Annotated in this window: 19 protein-coding genes and 3 tRNA genes; 10 read left to right on the forward strand and 12 right to left on the reverse strand. The window is 52.6% G+C overall.

The annotated features are described in order from the left end of the window. Positions 1 to 119: 119 nt before the first annotated feature. Positions 120 to 821, reverse strand: a complete 702-nt coding sequence (locus AC23NW_RS21880) for a hypothetical protein (protein WP_487452039.1) — start codon at positions 819 to 821, stop codon at positions 120 to 122. A gap of 192 nt (positions 822 to 1,013) precedes the next feature. Beyond that, positions 1,014 to 1,199 (reverse strand): hypothetical protein, encoded by a 186-nt coding sequence (locus AC23NW_RS21885; protein ID WP_487452040.1) that lies wholly within the window; start codon positions 1,197 to 1,199, stop codon positions 1,014 to 1,016. Between the two features lie 1,648 nt (positions 1,200 to 2,847). Here AC23NW_RS21885 and AC23NW_RS21890 point away from each other — a divergent pair. Continuing rightward, positions 2,848 to 5,175, forward strand: coding sequence for a metallophosphoesterase (locus tag AC23NW_RS21890; RefSeq protein ID WP_487452041.1), 2,328 nt, complete (start codon positions 2,848 to 2,850; stop codon positions 5,173 to 5,175). Between the two features lie 109 nt (positions 5,176 to 5,284). Here the strand turns inward: AC23NW_RS21890 and AC23NW_RS21895 are convergent, their stop codons facing one another. From AC23NW_RS21895 to argS, 3 genes are all read right to left on the reverse strand, one after another. Next, on the reverse strand, positions 5,285 to 6,205 hold the full coding sequence (locus AC23NW_RS21895) for a 1,4-dihydroxy-2-naphthoate polyprenyltransferase (RefSeq protein WP_487452043.1): 921 nt from the start codon (positions 6,203 to 6,205) through the stop codon (positions 5,285 to 5,287). 82 nt (positions 6,206 to 6,287) lie between these two features. After that, a complete protein-coding gene (locus AC23NW_RS21900) occupies positions 6,288 to 6,914 on the reverse strand; it encodes a glutathione peroxidase (RefSeq protein WP_293836182.1) in 627 nt (208 codons plus the stop codon). 9 nt (positions 6,915 to 6,923) lie between these two features. Continuing rightward, positions 6,924 to 8,723, reverse strand: coding sequence for an arginine--tRNA ligase (gene argS, locus AC23NW_RS21905; RefSeq protein ID WP_487452044.1), 1,800 nt, complete (start codon positions 8,721 to 8,723; stop codon positions 6,924 to 6,926). Between the two features lie 324 nt (positions 8,724 to 9,047). Here argS and AC23NW_RS21910 point away from each other — a divergent pair, with 324 nt between their 5' ends. After that, positions 9,048 to 10,607 carry a hypothetical protein gene (locus tag AC23NW_RS21910; RefSeq protein ID WP_487452045.1) on the forward strand — a complete coding sequence of 520 codons (1,560 nt, stop codon included), beginning with the start codon at positions 9,048 to 9,050 and terminating at the stop codon, positions 10,605 to 10,607. Between the two features lie 58 nt (positions 10,608 to 10,665). On the opposite strand, the gene AC23NW_RS21915 is transcribed toward AC23NW_RS21910, so the two are convergent. After that, the gene (locus AC23NW_RS21915) at positions 10,666 to 10,890 is read right to left on the reverse strand and encodes a DUF2905 domain-containing protein (protein WP_293836188.1); all 225 of its coding nucleotides are present in this window, start codon (positions 10,888 to 10,890) and stop codon (positions 10,666 to 10,668) included. Between the two features lie 125 nt (positions 10,891 to 11,015). Between AC23NW_RS21915 and AC23NW_RS21920 the strand changes: the two genes are divergently transcribed. The 3 genes from AC23NW_RS21920 to AC23NW_RS21930 all read left to right on the forward strand — a co-directional run bounded on the left by AC23NW_RS21920 (position 11,016) and on the right by AC23NW_RS21930 (position 13,055). After that, positions 11,016 to 11,834 (forward strand): universal stress protein, encoded by an 819-nt coding sequence (locus AC23NW_RS21920; RefSeq protein ID WP_293836190.1) that lies wholly within the window; start codon positions 11,016 to 11,018, stop codon positions 11,832 to 11,834. 11 nt (positions 11,835 to 11,845) lie between these two features. Continuing rightward, positions 11,846 to 12,232 carry a hypothetical protein gene (locus AC23NW_RS21925; protein WP_293836192.1) on the forward strand — a complete coding sequence of 129 codons (387 nt, stop codon included), beginning with the start codon at positions 11,846 to 11,848 and terminating at the stop codon, positions 12,230 to 12,232. Between the two features lie 73 nt (positions 12,233 to 12,305). Continuing rightward, positions 12,306 to 13,055, forward strand: a complete 750-nt coding sequence (locus AC23NW_RS21930) for an acyl-CoA desaturase (RefSeq protein ID WP_487452046.1) — start codon at positions 12,306 to 12,308, stop codon at positions 13,053 to 13,055. 157 nt (positions 13,056 to 13,212) lie between these two features. Here AC23NW_RS21930 and AC23NW_RS21935 read toward each other — a convergent pair whose 3' ends face one another. Then, on the reverse strand, positions 13,213 to 15,753 hold the full coding sequence (locus AC23NW_RS21935; RefSeq protein ID WP_487452047.1) for a M14 family zinc carboxypeptidase: 2,541 nt from the start codon (positions 15,751 to 15,753) through the stop codon (positions 13,213 to 13,215). A gap of 216 nt (positions 15,754 to 15,969) precedes the next feature. Here AC23NW_RS21935 and AC23NW_RS21940 point away from each other — a divergent pair. From AC23NW_RS21940 to AC23NW_RS21955, 4 genes are all read left to right on the forward strand, one after another. Beyond that, positions 15,970 to 16,041, forward strand: a tRNA-Glu gene (locus AC23NW_RS21940). A gap of 57 nt (positions 16,042 to 16,098) precedes the next feature. Next, a tRNA-Glu gene (locus tag AC23NW_RS21945) sits at positions 16,099 to 16,170 on the forward strand. A 56-nt stretch (positions 16,171 to 16,226) separates the two neighbouring features. Then, positions 16,227 to 16,298: transfer RNA gene (locus tag AC23NW_RS21950), tRNA-Glu, on the forward strand. A gap of 123 nt (positions 16,299 to 16,421) precedes the next feature. Next, positions 16,422 to 17,441 carry an aldo/keto reductase gene (locus tag AC23NW_RS21955; protein WP_487452048.1) on the forward strand — a complete coding sequence of 340 codons (1,020 nt, stop codon included), beginning with the start codon at positions 16,422 to 16,424 and terminating at the stop codon, positions 17,439 to 17,441. Between the two features lie 65 nt (positions 17,442 to 17,506). On the opposite strand, the gene AC23NW_RS21960 is transcribed toward AC23NW_RS21955, so the two are convergent. Continuing rightward, complete coding sequence (locus AC23NW_RS21960; RefSeq protein ID WP_293839308.1) at positions 17,507 to 17,887, reverse strand: PH domain-containing protein; 381 nt, start codon at positions 17,885 to 17,887, stop codon at positions 17,507 to 17,509. Positions 17,888 to 18,002: 115 nt separating this feature from the next. Then, complete coding sequence (locus AC23NW_RS21965; RefSeq protein WP_487452049.1) at positions 18,003 to 18,827, reverse strand: SGNH/GDSL hydrolase family protein; 825 nt, start codon at positions 18,825 to 18,827, stop codon at positions 18,003 to 18,005. A 110-nt stretch (positions 18,828 to 18,937) separates the two neighbouring features. Between AC23NW_RS21965 and AC23NW_RS21970 the strand changes: the two genes are divergently transcribed. Further along, a complete protein-coding gene (locus AC23NW_RS21970; protein WP_487452050.1) occupies positions 18,938 to 19,282 on the forward strand; it encodes an ArsC family reductase in 345 nt (114 codons plus the stop codon). Between the two features lie 6 nt (positions 19,283 to 19,288). Here the strand turns inward: AC23NW_RS21970 and AC23NW_RS21975 are convergent, their stop codons facing one another. From AC23NW_RS21975 to modA, 3 genes are read right to left on the reverse strand one after another with little or no spacing between them, the layout of a single operon-like run. Then, on the reverse strand, positions 19,289 to 20,089 hold the full coding sequence (locus AC23NW_RS21975; RefSeq protein WP_487452052.1) for a sulfate/molybdate ABC transporter ATP-binding protein: 801 nt from the start codon (positions 20,087 to 20,089) through the stop codon (positions 19,289 to 19,291). After that, the gene (modB, locus tag AC23NW_RS21980; RefSeq protein ID WP_487452054.1) at positions 20,086 to 20,769 is read right to left on the reverse strand and encodes a molybdate ABC transporter permease subunit; all 684 of its coding nucleotides are present in this window, start codon (positions 20,767 to 20,769) and stop codon (positions 20,086 to 20,088) included. Before modB ends, AC23NW_RS21975 begins: the two co-directional genes overlap by 4 nt. Before the next feature lie 11 nt (positions 20,770 to 20,780). After that, a complete protein-coding gene (gene modA, locus AC23NW_RS21985) occupies positions 20,781 to 21,551 on the reverse strand; it encodes a molybdate ABC transporter substrate-binding protein (protein WP_487452056.1) in 771 nt (256 codons plus the stop codon). Positions 21,552 to 21,603: the final 52 nt, after the last annotated feature.

Here is a 21,603-nt window from a genome sequence, read left to right on the forward strand (position 1 = left end):
TTATTCAAGCAAATAACCCCTGTGCAAGCAACCATTGACCGTAAACTTGCGATCAAGAATTCACTAACACAGGGGTTATGCTAACTCGTATGTCAAAGCAACTGGTTTAACTACCTTACTTACGGGCAAGCGGTACCGGTAACAATGTAAGTATATGTATCAACACTTTCCTGACCGCAGGCATTCGCTGCCTTTGCCGTCAACGTATACGTCCCGGGCTTGGTAACACCCATGGCACTCAGTGAATACGTGCCCACACGCCGATACACATTGCTAAAAACATAACCGCCAGGGCCCGTAACCACAAATGATGTCCCTGTACCCTGCCCTTGAAGACTCACCGTGCAATTGCCCGGGCCCAGGACACTCGTCATCGTTACCGAGATCGCCTTTGCTATAGGCGCCACACAATTCACGGATACGGTTATATTGGCCTCCCCAACGCAACCGTTCTGGCTACCACTTACCGAATACACCGTCGTCGTCACAGGTGATACCGTTATGGCCGTCGCATTCGAGGGCGTATTCCAGGTATAACTATTAGCCCCCGAGGCCGTCAGGGTTGCACTTTGACCGCCACTCAAACTCGTTGACGAGGCTTCGATGCTTACCGTCGGCGAACTGTTCACCGTAATGGCAACCGTACTGGTACTTACAGGTACACCACCTGTACCGGCTACTGTTATCGTCAGTGTTTTTACACCAGACGTAGTCGCAGTAGCTGAAACTACGCTGGTGGATGTTGCACTTAACAAAACCCCTGCCGGAGCTACCCATGTATAACTATACGGCTTAATCCCGCCTGTCACTGCAACGGTCAATGATGTTGCACTTCCAGCACACAAGGTAGCAGGCATAGCCGAGGTCACAAGTGTAAGCGCACTAACCTGTACGGTTACGGTGGCAGTGGCCGTAAGTGAGCAGTTGCTGGTCGTGATACCCGTTACCGAATAGGCCGTTGTCGATGTTGGCGTGTCTATGGTACTAGCCGTCTGATCGCCAGTACTCCAGCGCTAACTGCTGGCTCCCGACGCACTAAGTGTAACGCTGTTGCCACCGCCAATGGTTAGGCTTGGCGTTGCGGTAACGGTTAGTGAAGGAGGAACAAGCGACCCGCAGCCGCCGGTTAAGTTGATGCTTTCGGCATAACCAACATCGTCAGCGTCATCTATTACCCAACCGGAACTTGAGCAAGGCAAATTTGTGATAGAGCCCGTGGTGGTATGGGCTATCAAATAATTATTATAATTGGCGTCAATAATCTCCCAGCGCGAATTCGCACTCGACCAAACGATGTTATATGAGGGTGCTGCAAAGTAAGAGGGGCTGCTTGTCCACCTTGGCGCCCCATTTTGTGTACCATTTACGGTATACGATACGGGTGCATAAGAAGGTCCTCCAAAACCCGAAATTCCTCCAACCCCGTAAGAAAGAGAAATGTTGCTGGGTGTATACGTACATGGAGCCTGGGCCTTTACCTCCAGGGTAGCCGTTAGCCCACTAAGCACTAGCATTACAAGAGCAAATAAATGTCTGGCATAGCAATCCATTTGCCATGCCGGCATAAAATCAAACAATGAACCTGTCCGACGACAACTTTGATACACAATGTACATGTTAACTATTAATTAAGGTTGTGTTGAAATTGGTACTCACTAGGGTGCCATTAGTCTCCATAGAGACTTAGTGGGTTCTCTTATTCACTGTTGAGTATAACTAAGGCCTTATTGGTAGAGGGATGAATGTTGAATGGGGCGTCTGAATAGAAGCTGGTTTAGGAACAGATCGCAGCACTTCAGTATCCAGTAAAATGAGTTTACCAGAAGTAGAAATTTTATATAGTCCTGAAGACATTTTATATGGTTACGCTGGGTTTTGTGGCTAAAAATTGCTCTTTCTTTTACGATAAACAAACTTTTTGGCCATATACCAACAAAAATATCTGCTAGTGATAGGAATTGGATACAAAAAGATTCCTTATTTCGGAGAATGGGCACTTGGGTATTTTCATGTCGATTCCTTTTTGACGCAGGAACTCAGCAGGATTCTGAAAATTGATCCCTCCATGGAGACGCTCAAATCGGAGCTCTCGCTATCCACCGCCAGAACGTTATACCTGGGCAAGTCGGCTCCCATAAATTGCCTGGCTATGATCAGCCGCTGGTGAGCAGGTTGCAGTTCACCGATAAATCATGGAAGAGGCCGCCTCAAACTGACGGTCGGTTGAGGCGGCACCGTATTCCTAATAGTGTTGGTGGATTGTCTTTTGTCCCTTTCGCTCCCGTGCTTGCGAGTTTTACTCACCAATCGCGTGGCTTCGACTTAGAAGCGTGTCGTGTCCGGGACCATCGTCGGCTACGTCGGCTGCTGTTTTTCTTATCAATGAGCCTGATATGGGCGATTGAAACGGGTAGCTGGTTAGTCAGGCAGGGCATAGCCATTCCTTGTCGGGTGGTTAACTCCGTCAGCCTACAGGTGTACAGTTTATTTCGGCATGGTCTGGATGAGTTACGTGACCGTTGTTTAAATCAACGGTCTCTTCAAGACGTAATTCCACTTTTGTGCTGTCTTTAGATAATATATGTAATAGAATGCTTACAGGGTCGGCTGATAGTTGTAACTGGAGCGAGCCAGACCCAATGCAGACACAGATATTGATTACCCGTGAAGACAGTCGGCTTAACGTTATGGACGCCGTCAATTTTATGCACCCTCCAGATGGATGGGCAACCACGTGGGGTTGCCCCTACGAATTGCCGTCTTGGCAGGAACTTCCCGGAATGTGCTGTAAAAAAGAGGATTCGTTGGTAGTTTTGTTGTATAGAGAGGCTTATGCCCGATCTTCATATGCACAAAAATCTATACATTACATGGCTGATCCTTCTGAACAGCCTGCCTTTGTTGGCTCAGCAACCAACCGCTTACCTGACCCGGATTCCATACCTGCAGGTGGTCACGCCAACGGGTATAACTGTCCGCTGGCGAACGGATAAGGCCGTAACCGGTCAGGTGTGGTACGGTACCAACCCCGACCAGATGACAGCCATCGCGTCGGAAACACAGCCGACCACCGAACACATCGTTTCGCTCACCGGCCTGCAACCGGCTTCTACCTATTTTTATGCCGTCGGACAGCCGGATACAAAAATCGCCTACGGGGCCGATTATACGTTTAAAACCGCATTGCCGGCCGGTGACCGCCGTCCGTTCCGGATCTGGGCGCTGGGCGATTTCGGGTGCGGTACCGACAACCAGTATGCGACCTATGACCAGTACAAAAAAGTCGCAGCGCAGAATCCGGCAAACCTTTGGCTATGGCTGGGGGACAATGCCTATTCGGCCGGATATGACGAACAGTTTCAGCAGTTTGTCTTTAACGCATATACCAAAACCTTGCCGAATCTGCCGTTCTGGCCGGTGCCGGGAAACCATGATTATGGCAATAATGCCGATGTACGCGACCTGCCGTATTTTAACCTGTTCAATTTCCCGCAAAAGGGCGAAGCAGGGGGGCTGGCATCCGGCTCAAAACAGTATTATTCCTTCGACTACGGGAATGTCCATTTTGTAGCCCTCGACTCGTATGGCTACGAAGCCGGTCTATGGCGGCTGGCCGATACAACCGGTACGCAGGTGCAATGGCTTAAACGGGATCTGGCCGCAACAAAACAGCCCTGGAAGGTGGTATTTTTTCATCACCCGCCGTACTCGAAAGGATCACATAATTCCGACACTGATCCTGAATTAATTGTAATCCGCGAGAACCTGACCGGCATTCTGGAACGGTATGGTGTTGATCTGGTTTTGTCGGGCCACAGCCACCTCTACGAACGGTCGTACCGGTTGCGGGGACTGAAAGGGCCGTCGACATCGTTCACGAAAAGCACTGATCTGGCAGAACAAACCAACGGGCGGTATGACGGGACGCCGAACAGCTGTCCGATGCTGGCAAAAGGGGAGGGTACGGTCTACATCGTGGCCGGTTCTGGGGGACAGATGGACCAGGCGGTTGCCGCCGATTATCCGCACGTAGCGATGGCCTACAGTAATACCACCGTGGGTGGTTCCGTGCTGATCGACATGAACGACAACCGGATGGACGTTAAATGGCTGACCAGTACGGGGCAAATCGGTGATCAGTTTACGATTCTGAAAAACACAAACCGCACACAGCGGCTTTCGCTGGAATATGGCGAACAACGCGAATTGCAGGCGTCGTGGCCGGGTGAGTATCGCTGGCAATCGGGCCAGACGGGCCGGTCAATTACCGTTTCGCCAACCCAGCCGGGCAGTTTTGCCGTGACTGATCCGCTGAACTGCCTCCGCGATGAGTTTCAGCTCAGTGTCCTGCCCAAACCACGCCTTGTACCGGCAACGCCTCCGGCAACATCGGTCTGCGTCGGCACCAGCTTTCCGGTGTTGATAACCGCTGAAAATTCGACGAAAGCTGATCAGTGGACATATGACATTCAGCTTTCTGATGCGGCCGGCCGGTTTGATGCGCCGACGGTCATCGGCAGCGGCACCCGCCAGAACCTGCGCGCCACGATTCCGGCCGCTTTGCCGGCGGGCAGTGGCTACCGCTATCGTGTGGTGACGAAATCGGTCGATTTTGCCGAATCGGTGGAGAGCGCCACGTTTGCGGTGAAAGGCCTCTCGATGGCCAGCCTCAGCGGTAACGCCACCATTATGCAGGGCAGCAGTACCCCGTTATCGATCACCTTTACCGGCGACGGGCCGTGGAAGGGCGTTCTGAGCGACGGAACAGCATTCTCCGCTACTACTTCGCCGGTTACGTTGACGGTACAGCCACAGGCGACCACTACTTATCAGATTCAACGCGTAGAGAACAACTGCGGGACTGGTATGGTATCAGGCCAGGCCGTGGTGACCGTGCAGGTAATTATGGGAGCCGGGGAGCTGGCAGGTGGTACACTGGCCGTGTACCCGAATCCAACGTCGGGCCAGGTGTCAGTAGACCTGACTTTGCCAACCCCACAGGCAGCTACGCTGACCGTGCTGAATACGCAGGGGCAGGTGGTGCAGACTAAAGGTTTTAAGGCCTCGACTGCGCATCATAGCCAGCTGCAACTGCCTGCCACCGCCGGAATCTACCTGATCCGCATTGAGGTCAACGGCAAGCAGGTGACGCGGCGGGTTGTGAAGTTTTTATAGCGCTGTTATAAAAACTCCCCGAAGGTTCTAAACCTTCGGGGAGTTCGTCTATTGCTTTTTAGTAGAAGATTTAGTGGTGGCACGACTCAAAGTCGTGCCACCACTGTTTTTACAACACCTGTCCCAGTCCGAACAGAATCACAAACAGCAATGTCGAAAGCGCCAGCTGACCTAGCCGCGGGTTCAGGCTGCCGGCCTGGCTATGATTCGCGATGGCACGGCCGTTGATAATGAACAACGGAAATGACAGCACATACAGGTAGCCAATCGTCGGAGCGCCCGACAGCACCGAATACGTCAGCGCCATAGCCATGCCGCCCAGCAGCAGAAACCAGTGGTACTGAATGGCACGGGCGCGGCCCAACCGCACCGGAATCGAATTCTTGCCGGTTTTAGCATCTGTTTCGATGTCACGGATATTGTTGATATTCAGTACGCCCGTGGCAAAAAAGCCCACACTGCTGGCAGGCAGCAGCAAGGTAGCGGCAAACGACATGGTTTGCAGATAATACGTGCCCATCACGCCGACCCAGCCGAAAAAGATCAGCACGGCAATATCCCCGAAACCGGCATAGCCGTACGGACGTTTGCCGTTGGTGTAGGCAATGGCGGCGGCGATACACAACACCCCGAGCACCAGAAAAATCCAGAATGTGTAGGACGTACCGGTGGCATCAGACGTGGTAATGGCCGGTTGCGACGTTGCTTCGATCAGCAGCCAGATGCCGGTAATGAGCGACAGGGCTGATGTCACCACGATACCTTTAAACATGGCTTCCTTTGTGATCAGACCGGTGGCCACGGCGCGGCGCGGACCTACGCGTTCAGCGGTATCCTTGCCTGATATCGCATCGCCGTAGTCGTTGGCGAAGTTAGACAGAATTTGCAGGAAGATGGTCGTCAGGGACGCCAGCAGGGTGATTGTCCAGCTGAACTGGCCGGCGGCAGCGGCTAAAAAACTGCCTAAGATAATGCTGGCCAGTGCCAGCGGGAGAGTGCGCGGACGGGCCGCAGCAAGCCAACTTTTCATACAGGTCTCAAAAATGAATGAGTGAATTACACAATCATTTGCTGATTCTGCAATTCACTCATTCAAACAAGCTTAAAAATTTCTATTCCAGACCAACTGCTTTCAGAAATTCCGGCGCTGTAGGTTTCACGGCCGAGGCAAAGAAATGGGTCACCTGACCTTTTTCGTTTACTACATACTTGCAGAAGTTCCACTTAGGTGCCTGGTCATTCCAGCCGTTCTGGTCTTTTTTCGACAGCCACTGATACAGCGGGTGCTGGTTTTCGCCAACCACGTCGATTTTCTCAAACATCGGGAACGTTACCCCGTAGTTTTTCTGGCAGAACGAAGCGATTTCCTGATTACTGCCTGATTCCTGGTTGCCGAAGTTGTTGGCCGGAAAGCCCAGCACCACTACTTTGTCGCCGTGCTCTTTGTAGAATTTCTCCCAGTCGGCGTACTGTGGCGTGTAACCGCAGGCTGAAGCGGTGTTGAGCAACACCACTTTTTTGCCTTTGAACTTATCCAGATTGACCGATTTGCCCTCCAGCGACTTCATCGTGAAATCGTACAGGGATTTTGTACCAGCATAGTCCATAGTTGCAGGAGCCGTGTAAACGGCGCTTTTGTTGCTGAAAATGTGTTTGATGATACGGCTTACCGACATGAAACTAGAAAGGGTAACGATGACCGCCAGTGTAGCGATGGTTAATAGAACGGGCTTTTTCATTGGTTTGGTTTACATTTTGTCAGGTACTTCAATGCCTAATAACGACATAACCTTACGAATGGTTTGACCGACTGCCTGAGAAATTGCAAGGCGAATCTGAGCTTTTTGTACGTCGGGTTCCTGCAGGATCGACACCTCGGCATAGAACTGGTTATACGTCTTCGCCAGATCATAGGCAAACTGGGCCAGCTGCGAGGGCGCATAGACCGCTCCGGCATCGGCAATCCGCTGCGGATACTGGCTCAGCAGGTAGATCAATTGCTGCTCAAGTTCGTGTAACTGAACACGTTCCGGAATAGCAATCCGTGTTAATTCTCCGGTCAGCAAACCGTTCTGTATCGCCTTGGCCTCTACCGATTTGGTCCGTGTATGGGTATACTGAATAAACGGCCCGGTATGGCCATGCACGTCAACCGACTCGGCAGGGTTGAACATCATCCGTTTCTGCGGATCAACCTTGAGCAGGTAATATTTCAGGGCCCCCAGGCCAATCATCCGGAACAGGGCGTCCCGCTGGCTTTCCGACATGTCGTCATACCGGCTTTTGGCGGCTTGCTCGGCGGCTTCAGAGGCGGCGTTGGTCACTTCGTGGATCAGGTCATCGGCATCAACTACGGTGCCTTCCCGCGATTTCATTTTCCCGCTTGGCAGGTCGACCATGCCATACGACAGGTGGTAGCAGCCCGGCGCGTAGGAACGGCCCAGTCGCTTCAGGATCGCAAACAGCACGTTAAAATGGTAATCCTGCTCGTTACCCACTACCCAGACCATGCGGTTGGTGCCGAAGTCCTGAAACTTAATATCGGTCGTGCCCAGATCCTGGGTCATGTATACCGATGTGCCGTCAGACCGGAGCACCAGTTTCTGGTCGAGTCCTTCGCTGGTGAGGTCAATCCAGACCGAGTTGTCGTCTTTACGGTAGAAAACGCCTTTTTCCAGCCCTTCCTCCACGACATCCTTGCCGAGGAGGTACGTGTTTGATTCGTAATAGGTTTTGTCGAAGCTGACGCCGATTTTGCGGTAGGTTTCGTCGAAGCCGGCAAACACCCACTCGTTCATCTGTTTCCAGAGCGAAACCGTAGCGTCGTCGCCCTGTTCCCACTTCCGGAGCATTTCCTGGGCTTCCTGCATCAGCGGGGCTTTTTTCTCGGCCGCTTCCTTGTCCATGCCACCGGCAACCAACTGCTCAATCTCAGCCTTGTAAGCCTTGTCGAACAGGACATAATATTTGCCGATAAAGTGGTCGCCTTTCATCCCGGCCGATTCCGGGGTTTCGCCGTTGCTGAATTTCTGGTAAGCCAGCATCGACTTACAGATGTGAATCCCCCGGTCGTTGACCAGACATGCTTTTACGACATCATAGCCATTCGCTTCCAGAATCCGGCTGACCGAATCGCCGAGGAAGTTGTTGCGGAGGTGGCCGAGGTGAAGCGGCTTGTTGGTATTCGGTGAAGAGAACTCAACCATCACCGATTCGTCTTTCTTCGGTAGGGTACCGAATGTCGGGTTACCCAGAATGCTGTTCAGCACGTTCAGCCACACGGCATCGTCAATGCTCAGGTTCAGAAAGCCCTGCACAGCATTGAAGCCGCTGACGACCGGCGAGTTTTCCTGAAGCCATGCGCCGATTTCCTGCCCGATTCCGTGCGGTGGTTTGCGGAGGGCTTTGGTAAGCGGGAAGGTTACGAACGTATAGAGTCCTTCAAATTCTTTTTTGGTCGGTTGCAGCGTTACCTCGTCGATGGTAGTGCCATACAAGGTGCTGATGGCTTGTTGAATATCCTGTTTAAGCTGGTCCTGAATGTCCATTTACATCATCTACCGCTTCAGCGGTGGTATTTTTATGGGCGCAAAAGTACTAAGCTTTCTCCGGTTTTCGTCCGGCAGGGATTCAGAATGTTGTAGCAGGGCGGGATAGGTAGATTATGCCGGGAGCCGGACTATAACCGTTTGCATGAGTAGTTGCCGGCACCCTGTTCAAATGATAATGAATGGGATAGGCTTTGATCTCCATGCCAAAACCATCAGCCCATTTAATCGGTTATCCGCTTAGACACACCAAAACCGTCAGCTACAGGAGGGCTGACTGGTAGAAAAACGGTAACTTAAGCCTTTTAGTCAAAAAACAATTGTATGCTTCAACGTCTCCTTTTCGGCATTGGTTTACTGGGTTGTTGCCTGGCGCAGCCTGTCTGGGCCCAGTTTGAACAGGCCAAACGGATCGAAATTGTCCCGGATGAAAATCAGGATGAGACGTTTGATGTGACACCCTTGCAGGAACGGGGAGCGTTGCTGACTGTACGCCGCAGCGGCTATTACGCCGCCTCATCCATGCAGTTCCGGTTTATCCGTTACACTACCGATCTGAAAGAGCAATGGGCGGTTGACTACAAACCGGACTATAAATACAATGCCGTTACCTCGTTCCACAATGCGGAATACATGTACTGGCTGTTCCACGAATCCGACTCGGAACGTTACCTGTTTTTCCGGATAAATCTGGAAGACGGTATCACCGAAACGTTTGAAGGGGAATTGTTATACGGCCTTACCGTGCAGCAGTTTAAGGTGCTGAACGGACAGGCCTATATCGGCGGTTACCATCGGGAACGGCCGGTAATTCTGTCGTTTTCGTTTTTTGACAAAACCATGAAAGTGCTGCCGGGCCTGTATTCAAACCATCAGGAAATCAGCAGCCTTGAAATTGATGAAGCGCGGCGGGAGGTGCATGTGCTGGTCCACACGATGCGGAAAAAATGCCAGTTTTCGCTGCGATCCTATAATTACGAAAGCAAACCGCTGCGTACTGTGGAGTTCGATGGAGCTGAGCGCAGCCTGATCTCGGGAAAACTGGTTCGCATCAATGAGCAGGAGCAGGTACTGATCGGCAACTATTCAACGGATTGTACGCCTTACTCGCAGGGCGTATATGTTACCCGTGTGCATGGCGCTGACAATGGTCCTGCCAATCCGGATAACATTCAGTTTATTGAATTTTCGCAGTTAAAGAATTTCTTTAACTACCTGAAACCGCGCCGGCAGGAAAAGCTGATTGCCAAAATTCTGAAGCGCAAGGAAACCGGCAAAGACTTTAAATTCCGGTACCGGCTGCTGGTCCATGATCCGATGCTGACCAGCGACGGGCTGGTACTGCTGGCCGAAGTATATTATCCGCAGTACCGGGGGACCGCCTTGCCGTATACCGGCAATGTTACCCGCAGTGCTGACCGCTATTACGAAGGGTACCGGTACACGCACGCCTTTGTGTGTGGGTTTGACCGGCAGGGTAATCTGTTGTGGGACAACTGCCTGCCGATTGAGGATCTTGAAAGCAGCGAGCTGACGGAGAAAGTGCAGGTCTCACAGCGGGATGACAAACTGGTACTGGCCTACCCGAATAAAGACAAAATCCATACTGAAGTGATTCAGGGAGCCAACACCCTGAAGGAGCGGGAAAATTTTTCGCTCAAGGATATGTATAAAAAAGGCGAACTGTTACAGTCGGATCATGAGAACATCATGGCCTGGTACGGGCAGTATTTTCTGGCCTGCGGCATGCAGAAATTCTCGTCGAGCCACGACGGAACGGGTAAAGAGGTTTATTATATCAACAAAATGACCTACCAGCTCAGCGATCTGAAGAAGGTAACCGAGACCTCAAAGCGAAACCCCTCAGCGCGCCGTTACGAATAAAATCGGCGTAACACCTTGCGTCTCTTTTTGCAGCACTGAGACGCAAAATATTGCGTCTCTACAGGAATTTGCGGATCAGGGTAATAACCAGATTCAAAACAACACTGACAACGATGCAGGTGACGATGGGGAAGTAAAAGCCGCCGTTTTTGCCTTCAATCCGGATGTCGCCGGGCAAGTGCCCCAGCCACCTCAGTTTATCCCCGAAAAAATAAATAAGCGCGCCAACGGCCACAATCGCAAGGCCGATATAGATGATGTATTTGCCGGAAGCAGGATTCATGGGACAAAGATAACCGGATCCGGCGTTCAGGCTGCAACTCCGTAAATCATGCTATAGGCTGACGGTAGTCATGAGAGCCGCAGGCGGGTTGATCTACTTTTGATTAACCAAATTCCTTGTGCCCCATGAAAACTATTCTTTTTGCTACAGACTTTTCGGAGGCCTCAGAAAATGCCTCGATGATCGCCATGCAGATGGCGGCTCAACTCAACGCACGGCTGGTGCTTTTTCATGCGTATCAGCCCTGGCTGTTCAAAACCGATTTTCCGGTAAAAGGCACCCTGAACCCCGAACTCCAGCGGCTGGAGGCCATGCGTAATCTGGCACGGCTGCGCCGGAAACTGGCTAAATCGTCGAATACAAAGGTAATGGCAGAAGTGGTTGCCCGTGAAGGCCTGACGCTCGACGTATTACAGGAGATCGTAAACGAATGTAAACCGGATGTGCTGGTGATGAGCACCGCCGGCGACGCGCCGCAGGCATCTCGGCTGTTTGGCAGCCTCACAACCGCCATGATCGCCCGAACCACCGTACCGATGCTGCTGGTTCCGCCAACGATTTCAACGCTGCATATCAGACAACTAACCCTCGCCCTTGACCTGACCAAAACGGTGGACGCCGTGGCGCTCGACAGTGTTGCCCGGTTTGCACTGGCCTTTGAGGCTGCGGTAGATATGGTCTGCATTACAGCGAACCCCGAAGACCCGGCTTTGCGCAAGGCGGCCGAACACATACGCGAGCTGTTCCGGTTGGTGCCGCATACCATGAGTCTGATCAAAGGCGAGCACCTGACCGAAAAGTTGCAGCGGTTTATCGACGAGCATAAAACCGATATGCTGGTGATGCTGCCACAGGCACATGGCTGGTTTGAACAACTCTTTACCGAAAGTAATACCCAACGCATGGCGCGTCAGTCGGATATACCGGTGCTGGCCGTCGTCTAATCAATAAAACTATGAAAACTGCCGTAAGTCAGCAAATCAGTGATTACCACCTGCTGCACCGGATCTGGCAAAGCGAGCTCCGGACCGCCGAACAGCAACTCGGCGTTTACCGTGAACTACTGGATTCCGTGAATGATCCGCAGGTTGCCCGCCAGAGTGCCCGGCTGGCCGATGAAATCGAGCACTACAAACGGCTCGTACCGGAAATCCTGCACGAAATGCATGATGTGGATGTAGAAATGGTCGTGGCCATCCGGAATCAGGAGCGGATCGACCAGGAAACCCGGAAGGACCAGCGGTACCTGCAGGAAAAGATGGACGATTTCGACGCCGACTACCAGCGCTTCCGTCAGCAGATCCGCCGTTTTCTGGCCGAAACATTAATTCACCCGCTATGACAGTGATCATAACGCAGGCCGTATCCGGACTGTAGTTTCGCGGCAGATTTAGTAGCAATTACCCAAGTTTGACATGATTATACTTTGTTTTTTTCTCCTCCACTGGTATCTATCGGTGTTTATGCAAACGTTCTTTCTGCATCGGTATGCAGCCCACCAGATGTTTACCATGAGTAAGGGTTGGGAGAAGTTTTTCTATGTACTGACGTTTATTTCACAGGGTTCGTCGTTTCTGAGCCCCAGAGCTTATGGAATCATGCACCGGCTGCACCACGCCTATGCAGATACCGAAAAAGACCCGCACTCGCCGGATTACTCTGATAACCTGTTCGATATGATGTGGAAGACCAAGAACTTTTACAATGATATCGTACACAACCGTGATCACATCGACCCTAAATTCAAAAAGGGTGTGCCGAACTGGGAATTTATGGAGTGGCTGGGCGACCGCTGGTTTGTGCGGATTGCATGGGGAACGGCTTATGTGCTGTTTTATATCTACTTCGCTACGTCGTGGTGGATGTTCCTGCTGCTGCCGTTCCATTTTCTGATGGGGCCGGTTCACGGCGCGATCATTAACTGGTATGCCCACCGTTATGGCTATACCAATTTTAAGGTAGACGATACGGCAAAAAACCTGCTGCCGTTTGACTTCCTGATGATGGGCGAATCGTACCACAATAACCACCATAAATTCGGCGGACGGGCTAATTTCGGAGGTTTCCGCTGGCACGAATTTGATCCGACCTATCCATTCCTGAAATTCCTGAATGGCCTGGGCGTCATCAAACTAAAATTGAATAACGACCTGAAATATATGTAGTCCGATTTCCTTGTGAGTGACCTTCCTCACAAATTTCATTACCAACTAACTACTAAAAAAAGCCGGAACTTCCGGCTTTTTTTGTTTTTGTTTGACAGGCCGGACCTTCCTGGAAGTTTAGAACTTCCAGGAAGGTCCGGCCTGTCAAACAAAATGATTAATTCCCGACCATAAACACGGCGTTACCGAAGAGCAGTTTCCCGTTATACCAGAAACCGCGGAACAGCGGGTTATCCGCCAGATACACAATCTGGCCGCGACCCATCTGCTGCACACCCATCGACAGGGTATTTTTCAGCTTTTCCTTCGCGTTTTTACCCGAGAAACCGGCAACATAGTTGTTCTCTTTCAGGTAACCGACGTTCCAGCCGTCCTTCAGGAAATCAAAGTTGTGGGTGTCCTGCACAAGGGCATAATAGCCGCCCGACAGTCCGAATGCCAGCGGGTGCGTATTATCCAGCGTGATGCGGTAAATACTGCCCGGCGATTCGTCAACGATAGCGTCGCGCTCGCGGTTGGCATACGTTTTCAGGGAATCAGCGGCTGATTTTTTATCTTTTGCTTTCGGGCTTTCGTCTTTTTCCGGTTTCGTTTTAAGATCAAAGTCTGCTTTTCCGGCCAGTGCATCCGCTGCACGCTCGATGGCAATCAGTTTGCCACCGGCACGGATCCAGTCTTTCATGGCGGTCAGCGTGCGTTCATTCAGGATGCGGCCATAACCCGAACCGGTTGGTAGTACCAGCACATCGAGGCGGTTCCACTGAATAGTGGCGAGGTCGCCCGGATTAATCAGCGTTACCGGATATCCCAGATCCTGATCAAAATAGTGCCAGACCTCACCGGATGACGTAGACGTTGTGCCTTCGCCGATGACCAGACCAACACGCGGAGCTTTCAGGACCATGACAAAGTCGGAGCCAAAGTCAGAACCCTTCGTTACGAAGCCGGTGCCCGCCGGCGTCAGAGCAACACCCGCCGATTTGGCGGCTTCCTGCACCATGGTATCAAACCGGTCGCCGAGGCGCTCGTTGCCGGCACGGGTGATCAGCAGCGTACCGGCGTTGTACGTTTTCCCATCCAGTTCAAACGTTTTTTCGGCCGACCGGACGCGTACTTTCTGGTTCAGTAAGGTGGCCAGAAGCTTTACCGATTGCAGCGACTCCCACGAAGCCAGGTAGGCATACGGTTTGCCGGCCGGAGCAGCGGCCGCAGATTGCGGCTCCTGATAGGCTACCGGGTTCATGCGTGTAGTCATGCCATAGGTTTGCAGGCCATAGGCATAGGGCAGTGACCAGGCTGTAATGTCGTACGTAACCGAATCTTCCAGCATCGATTTCGGCTCAAACAGGATTTTCAGCAGTGTCGATTTCGGCTGATACGCACTGATGACCAGGTCTTCGGCACCAATCGATACTGACTTGTCATTCTGCTGGGTCATGTAGTTAAACGCCGGTGCCGCCGATGCTTTACCAGCCATGCCATAGCGGATGCCGTTGCGGTCGAGCAGTTTACGCAGGGCACGAATGCGACCCAGATCACCCGAACTTTTAATGACATAGGTTTTATAGGGGCCAACCGGATTGGTCTGCGATTTTTCAAAAAAGCCGGTAAATTCCTTCACCAGGTCGGCTGATTTGTCCGCTGCGGCCTCCAGGGTAGCAAAGCTGGCAGCAACGTGGTGGTCAATACGCTGACGGAGCGTGAGGGTATCGCCGTCCATTTTCTCGATAGCCAGCCCTGAGCGGCTGTTACCACCTTGTTCGTAGGTCATGCCGATGGCGCCGTTGTAGGTCGGCCAGGTATCACCGTAACTCGGATAGAATAAGTCAAAGCGTTCGCGGGTGTAGTAGAGCCAGTTGTTGCGGTCAAAATAGCGGCTGCAATACTGGCCGATGACCTGCTGCATCTGCCGCTGGAAACCGGTAATGTCTTCGTGGTAGGGTTTTGCCGACGGTGCGAAGTAGTACGGGCTTTCAACACCCATTTCATGGAAGTCGCCGTGCAGTTGCGGCATCCATTGCTGGTAAAACGCCATACGCTGCTGTGTAATTTCCTGCGTTTGCCACGCCCAGTCGCGGTTCGGGTCAAAGTAATAGTGGGTGTAGCGACCGCCCGGCCACGGTTCGTTGTGTTCACGGGCAAACGGGATCGGGTTCGGGGTCGAGCCCAGCATCTGGTTAAACCAGTTCACATACCGGTCGTGGCCGTCGGGGTTAAGGTCGGCATCGAGAATAACCACGGCGTTAGATGCTACCTTACCGGCAATCGGGTGCGTACCGCTGACCAGCCCGTACAGTACCTCCATAAAGGCTTCCGAGCTGACGGCTTCGTTCCCGTGTACGTTATAGCTCAGCCAGGCAATGGCCGGTCCGGAGGCATTCACCGGTTTGCCGTCGAGCATACCGATGCGTTTGAGGTTATCCGTCCGGATTTCTTCCAGTTTAGCCATGTTGGCTTCGCTGGCCACGGCCACGGCCATCAGCGGGCGACCTTCATAGGTTGTTCCGTAGGGGAGCAGTTTAATACGGTTGGGAGCCTGACGGGCAATCTGTTCGGCATAAGCCAGTACGCGGTGGTGCGGAGTATACCGTTGGCCGATGCGGTAGCCTAAGAACTGTTCAGGCGTAATAACGGTGGTTTGTGCCAGCGCAGTAAGGCTCAGAAAGAGCAGACCGGCCAGCCATGAGAAGTGTTTCATGTAATGGTTATTCGTTGAAAGTTAGCGAACGGTAAAAATAGCAGTAAAAACGGGTGGAAATTATTTTTTGAGAAAATTTTGGTCACTGTATTTGCATTTTAAGAATATCACCGTACTTTTGCGGACCGATTTACGAGAACGCGCTCTTAAACGCCGACTCGTCAGCTTAGACGCCGGGGTTCATCTAAGCCAGGTTCAGAAACCCCACCCATATATGGCCGATTCGTCTAGCGGTTAGGACATCGCCCTTTCACGGCGGTAACACGGGTTCGATTCCCGTATCGGTCACCTAGGTTTGCATGCCGGGGTTCGTGCAAAACCAGTTCAGAAACCCCACCCATACATGGCCGATTCGTCTAGCGGTTAGGACATCGCCCTTTCACGGCGGTAACACGGGTTCGATTCCCGTATCGGTCACAAGGTTTGCATGCCGGGGTTCGTGCAAAACCGTTTTAGAAAACCCTGTCCTGACTGGCCGATTCGTCTAGCGGTTAGGACACCGCCCTTTCACGGCGGTAACACGGGTTCGATTCCCGTATCGGTCACCTTGAAAGCCCCTGAAGCAATTCGGGGGCTTTTTGTTTTGCATAGATTTTAGACACGGAGGGCACCTTCTTTCCTGTAAATATTGTTTTCTGCAAAACAGAATGACAAATAATTACAGCGCTATGAAGTATAACTATGTGGGTGAAACCGGACTGATGGTTTCCGAACTGTGTCTGGGTACAATGACGTTTGGCGGGCAGAATGCCGGCATGTGGGAAAGTATCGGCCAATTGCAGCAGCAGGAGGTCAATGACATCATCAAAACGGCGGTGGATGCGGGCATTAATTTTATTGATACCGCCAATGTCTACTCGTTTGGTCAGTCGGAGCAACTGCTGGGGCAGTCGCTGATTGAGCTGGGTATTCCGCGTGATCAGGTGGTGATTGCCACCAAAGTGCTGGGCCGTATGGACCCGCGTCCGAACAGTACGGGCCTCTCGCGTTACCACATCTTTAACTCTGTCGATGCCAGCCTGAAGCGGCTGCAGATGGATTACATTGATGTGCTGTACGTACACGGTGTCGATCCGGCCACGTCAATTGAGCAGATTGTTCATTCCCTGAATGACATTGTGAACAGCGGCAAGGTACGCTACATCGCCATCTGCAACTGGCCGGCATGGATGGTCGCCACGGCTCAGGAGATTGCCAAACGGAACGGCTGGCAGTCGTTTATCGGTCTCCAGTATTATTACTCAGCCGTTTCTCGGGATATTGAGCATGAACTGGTGCCGATGGCTAAACACCACAAGCTGGCTATCTTCCCGTGGAGTCCGCTGGCCGGTGGTTTTCTGTCAGGTAAGTTCACCCGCGAAGGGTCTACCGCCGGTTCGCGTCGTGAGTCGTTTGATTTCCCGCCGATCGATAAGGAAAAAGCGTATGACCTGGTCGACGTATTCAACGGGATTGCGTCGGCCCACGGGGTAACCGTCGCGCAGGTCGCGCTGGCATGGGTACGTCAGCAACCGGGTGTAACCAGCACGATCATCGGTGCCAAAAGTACGGCCCAGCTGACCGACAACCTGCAATCCGTAAACGTGCAGCTAACGACCGGTGACCTTAAAAAAATAGACGAAGTCAGTCCGCTGCCGAAGCAGTATCCGGGCTGGATGGTCGAGCGGCAATCGGCCTACCGGAATTAGCGTATCCCTCAGTTCATGCCACTCAAAGAAGCTTGGGCTTTTCTGAGTGGCATGAAAACTGAATTTCAGCCTAGTACATGGGTGGCCAGAATTTTCTGAAGTTCGTAGATATTTACCTGCTTATTAAATTTCTTTTGAATGCTCGGAATCGTTTCGCTGGATATCCAGATTTTTAATTCTGCATCCAGATCAAAATCGCCGGCAGTTTCGATGCTGAACCGGGAAATATTCTTGTAGGCTACGGACATGTATTCTACTTTTCTCCCTGTGATGCCTTGTTTATCCACAAGAATAAGCCGCTTGTTTGTAAAGATAAAGGTGTCGCGGAAAATCCGGAAGCCTACCTCAATCGCTTCGGAAGGGGTTAACAGATTACCGAATTCGGCGGTCAGTTCATTCGGCGAAACAGCGCCTGCGTTACCGAGAATAGACGAAAATAAGCCCATAAGATTTCGTTTTCTGAATGTGATGGTGAAAATTACAGCAGAACCGATGAGTCAGTCGTTAAATTAGTACTGACGGTTAAAAAAACAGATAACCTGCGTCAGGAAAGGATTGTTGTCAAAACCGTTTCATCACCTTCACAACCGCCTTACTGATAAGCTCATTGCCCTTGTCAGACGGATGGAGGCCGTCGTAGGTCGCGCCGATAGCGTCAACGGGGTAGGGATATTCGTCGGTGGCAGGGTCGAACGGGATGTCGATAAAGTCCGGGTAGCGGACGTTTTTATACTGGCCGGTAGCCGGATCCTTTACCCGCTTAAAGGCGACGAGGTTTTTGTGGCTGAGGTCTTTCAGGTGATAGAGGTCAATGACCGGCTGGTGCTCGTGCTTGCCGATGGAGTCGATGGCGGCCGCGACCTGTTCCAGCATTTGTCCGTTTTTAGCCTTGTAGGATCCGTAGGCGTTGTTTTTCGGATTGTTTATGTAAACGAAATCGACCCGCTGCATGGGTGTAATCAGCAGGATCGGGGCATCCGGATTCAGCGATTTCAGCTTGTCGATAATGGTCCGGTAGGCGCCGTAGATGGTTGCATTGCCGGTTTTTTGCGTATAATCCGTAAATCGCCCCAGGGGTTTACCACCCCACCAGTCGTTTGTCCCCAGAAAAACCGAGTAAATATCGGCTTTGGTGAGCCCCAGCTTATCAATGGATTCGGCAATGCGGATGACAGTCCAGCCATTGTAGCCCTTGTTGACATAATGCACGTAGGGCAGCTTTTCGGTTACCCGCGTCAGGTAGCCTTTCTGCACACGGTTGCCGGTTTCGTTAGCGTGGTCGTTGAGGTAGGTAATGGAATCGCCGAGGGCGAGCCAGGTCATGTCGGGGTGGGTAAAGGCAAATAACAGCGCAATGACAGGAATGCAGCAGAGCAACTTTTTCATGATTGATCGGGGTTAACGGAGAGATAAGTCAGCACGGACAGAAATTTAACCGTGCGGCGCTTATTTTTGCAGTTCTGTTCATCCTGAAATCCTGTCAAAAAAGAAAACGAATGAAAACGTTATTTGCGATACCGAATTGTGATACAGTGAAGAAAGCACGGACCTGGCTTGCCGCACAGGGCGTTGATTATCAGTTCCACGACTACAAAAAACAGGGGATTGACCGCGCTACGATTGAGCATTGGCTCACGCAGAAGCCTTGGGAGGAGCTCGTGAACCGCGCCGGAACAACCTGGAAAAAACTGCCGGATGCCGAAAAACCGGCCACGCAGGAGGCTGCGATTCAGCTCATGCTCGACAAGCCGTCGGTTATCCGCCGCCCGCTGATCGAACAGGACGGCCAGATTATCGCCCTTGGCTTTAAACCGGAACAGTACGAACAGGTGTTCGGATAAATCGGGTCAGGCCGGAAATGGCAGCACGTCGCCGGGCTTATACTGTGCCCAGACCGGATTGCCCGACCGCAGCTGGGTAGCTTCCGTTTCGATAACCCACTGTCTGGCATCGGTATCGAAAAAGAGACGCTGTATGACTTCCTGACCGCTTGTTTTTTCGGCTACAGGCGTATCGCTGATAATGGTCCCGTACTCCAGCCGGATGACCCGGTCTGCCAGTGTCCGGACATCATCGGCGTGGTGACTGACCAGCAACGTAGTGGTGCCCCAGGCCTCATGCAGGGTCAGCAGGGTCTGACGGAGTTCCGCGCCTGAGGCATCATCAAGGGCGGCAAACGGTTCGTCGAGCAGCAGCACCTGCGGGCGGCGGACCAGTGCCCGGACCAATGCTACCCGTTGCCGCTGACCGCCGGAGAGTTTGCCGGGCTTCTGGTGGATAAACGGCCGTAGCCCGGCCGACTCAATAAGCGTATCGGCCAGCAACGGAGAGCCCGGAACAAAGCGGATATTCTCCAGCACCGTCATGTTCGGAAACAGGGCCGAATCCTGAAAAACAAAGCCGATGGAACGCTGCTGAGGGGGCAGATTTACGCCCCTGGCCGTATCCAGCCACGTATTGCCGTGTACACGAATGCTTCCCGATTCCGGCTTTTCGAGCCCTGCCAGTAGCCGGAGCAGCGTGGTCTTTCCCGATCCGGACGCCCCGGTTATGGCAACGAGCTGCTTCTCCGGCACCTCCAGGCTGACCTCCAGCCTGCCGGCACCCGCTGCAAACAGCCGCGGAAACGTGAGCTGCATCTCAATCATATTGTAACCCGTTTGTTGATGCTGTAGACCAGCACCAGAATGGCAAAGGAAAGGCCGAGCAGTAATCCGGCGTAGGCGTGGGCCGTCTCAAAATGCAGCTGTTCCACCTCATCGTAAATGGCAATGGAGGCTACCCGGGTTTGTCCGGGCAGGTTGCCGCCGATCATGAGCACCAGCCCGAATTCGCCGATGGTATGCGCAAACGACAGGACAATGCCCGTCAGAATGGCTGGTTTGCAGTTGGGCAGTAATACTTTCCAGACCGTTTTTACCGGCGACTGACCGAGCGTATAGGCTGCTTCCCGCCACGACACCGGCAGGTTTTCGAGACCGGCCTGGATCGGATGAACCATGAACGGCAGGCTGTAGATCAATGAGGCAATAACCAGCCCTTTAAACGAGAAAACAAGCTGAATATCAAATGTATGCAACAACCAGCTGCCGAAGGCACCGGCCGGACTGAAGGCCAGCAACAGGTAAAAACCGACCACCGAAGGCGGCAGAACAATCGGCAGGCTGATTAACGCCTCAATGGCCGGTTTGAACCGGAAGCGGCTGATGGCCAGCCAGCCGGCCAGCGGAACGCCGGTCAGCAGCAGGAGCAGGGTGGTAATGCCCGCCAGCCGGAGTGTAAGCCAGAACGTTACCCAGATAGGTTCCCAGTCAATGGGGGTATGCATGCAAACGTAGGTTAAGAGGCTGAAAAACGGTAGCCATACTGCTGCAAAATACGGCGGCCGGTTGAGCTACGCAAAAACTGGATAAATTGCCGGGCTGCCTGAAGCGATTGCGTACGCTTCAGTATGACCACGCCCTGCGCAATGGGTGCATAGCCTGGCGGCGGTACGTCGATCCAGTGCCCTTTAGTCGTTGGCGCCAACACCACCGATTTGGCGGTAAACCCCGCCGCTACTGCGCCGGACATAATGTACTGATTTACCTGGGCGATGCTTTCGCCATATACCACTTTGGGTTGCAGGGCGTCCCACAGCTTATGGTGCTTCAGGAGCGATACGGCGGCTTCGCCATAGGGGGCCGTGGCCGGATTGGCAATGGCAATATGGCGGACCGATTCGCCGGTGAGCTGGCTCAGGCGTTTGAGCCGGGGTAAATCCGGTGCCCAGAGCACCAGCGAGCCGTAGCCATAGATGTATTGTTTTTCGACGGTCAGTCCGGCTTTAAACAGTGTTTCCGGATAGTCTGTATCGGCCGAAAGAAAGATGTCATACGGAGCGCCCTGCTGAATCTGGGTAGTCAGCTTGCCGGATGAACTGACAATGGCCGTAATCTGCACACCGGTTTGTTTCTGGAAAGGGATACGGAGGGCTTCCATCACAAACTGGGCGTTGGCGGCAACGGCAATTTTCAGTTCCTGCGCCATACCCGGTTGCAGCCCTGTGGCCGTCAGCAGGAGCAAGGCAAAGACAATGGGCTTCATCCGGTTCAGGTTGGTTTGTATCATCAGGCGCTATTTTCGGTCAAATATAACGGCTTCGGCCGATAGTTTGTTTCCG

The sequence above is a fragment of the Arsenicibacter sp. R0_47 genome (assembly GCF_057652235.1).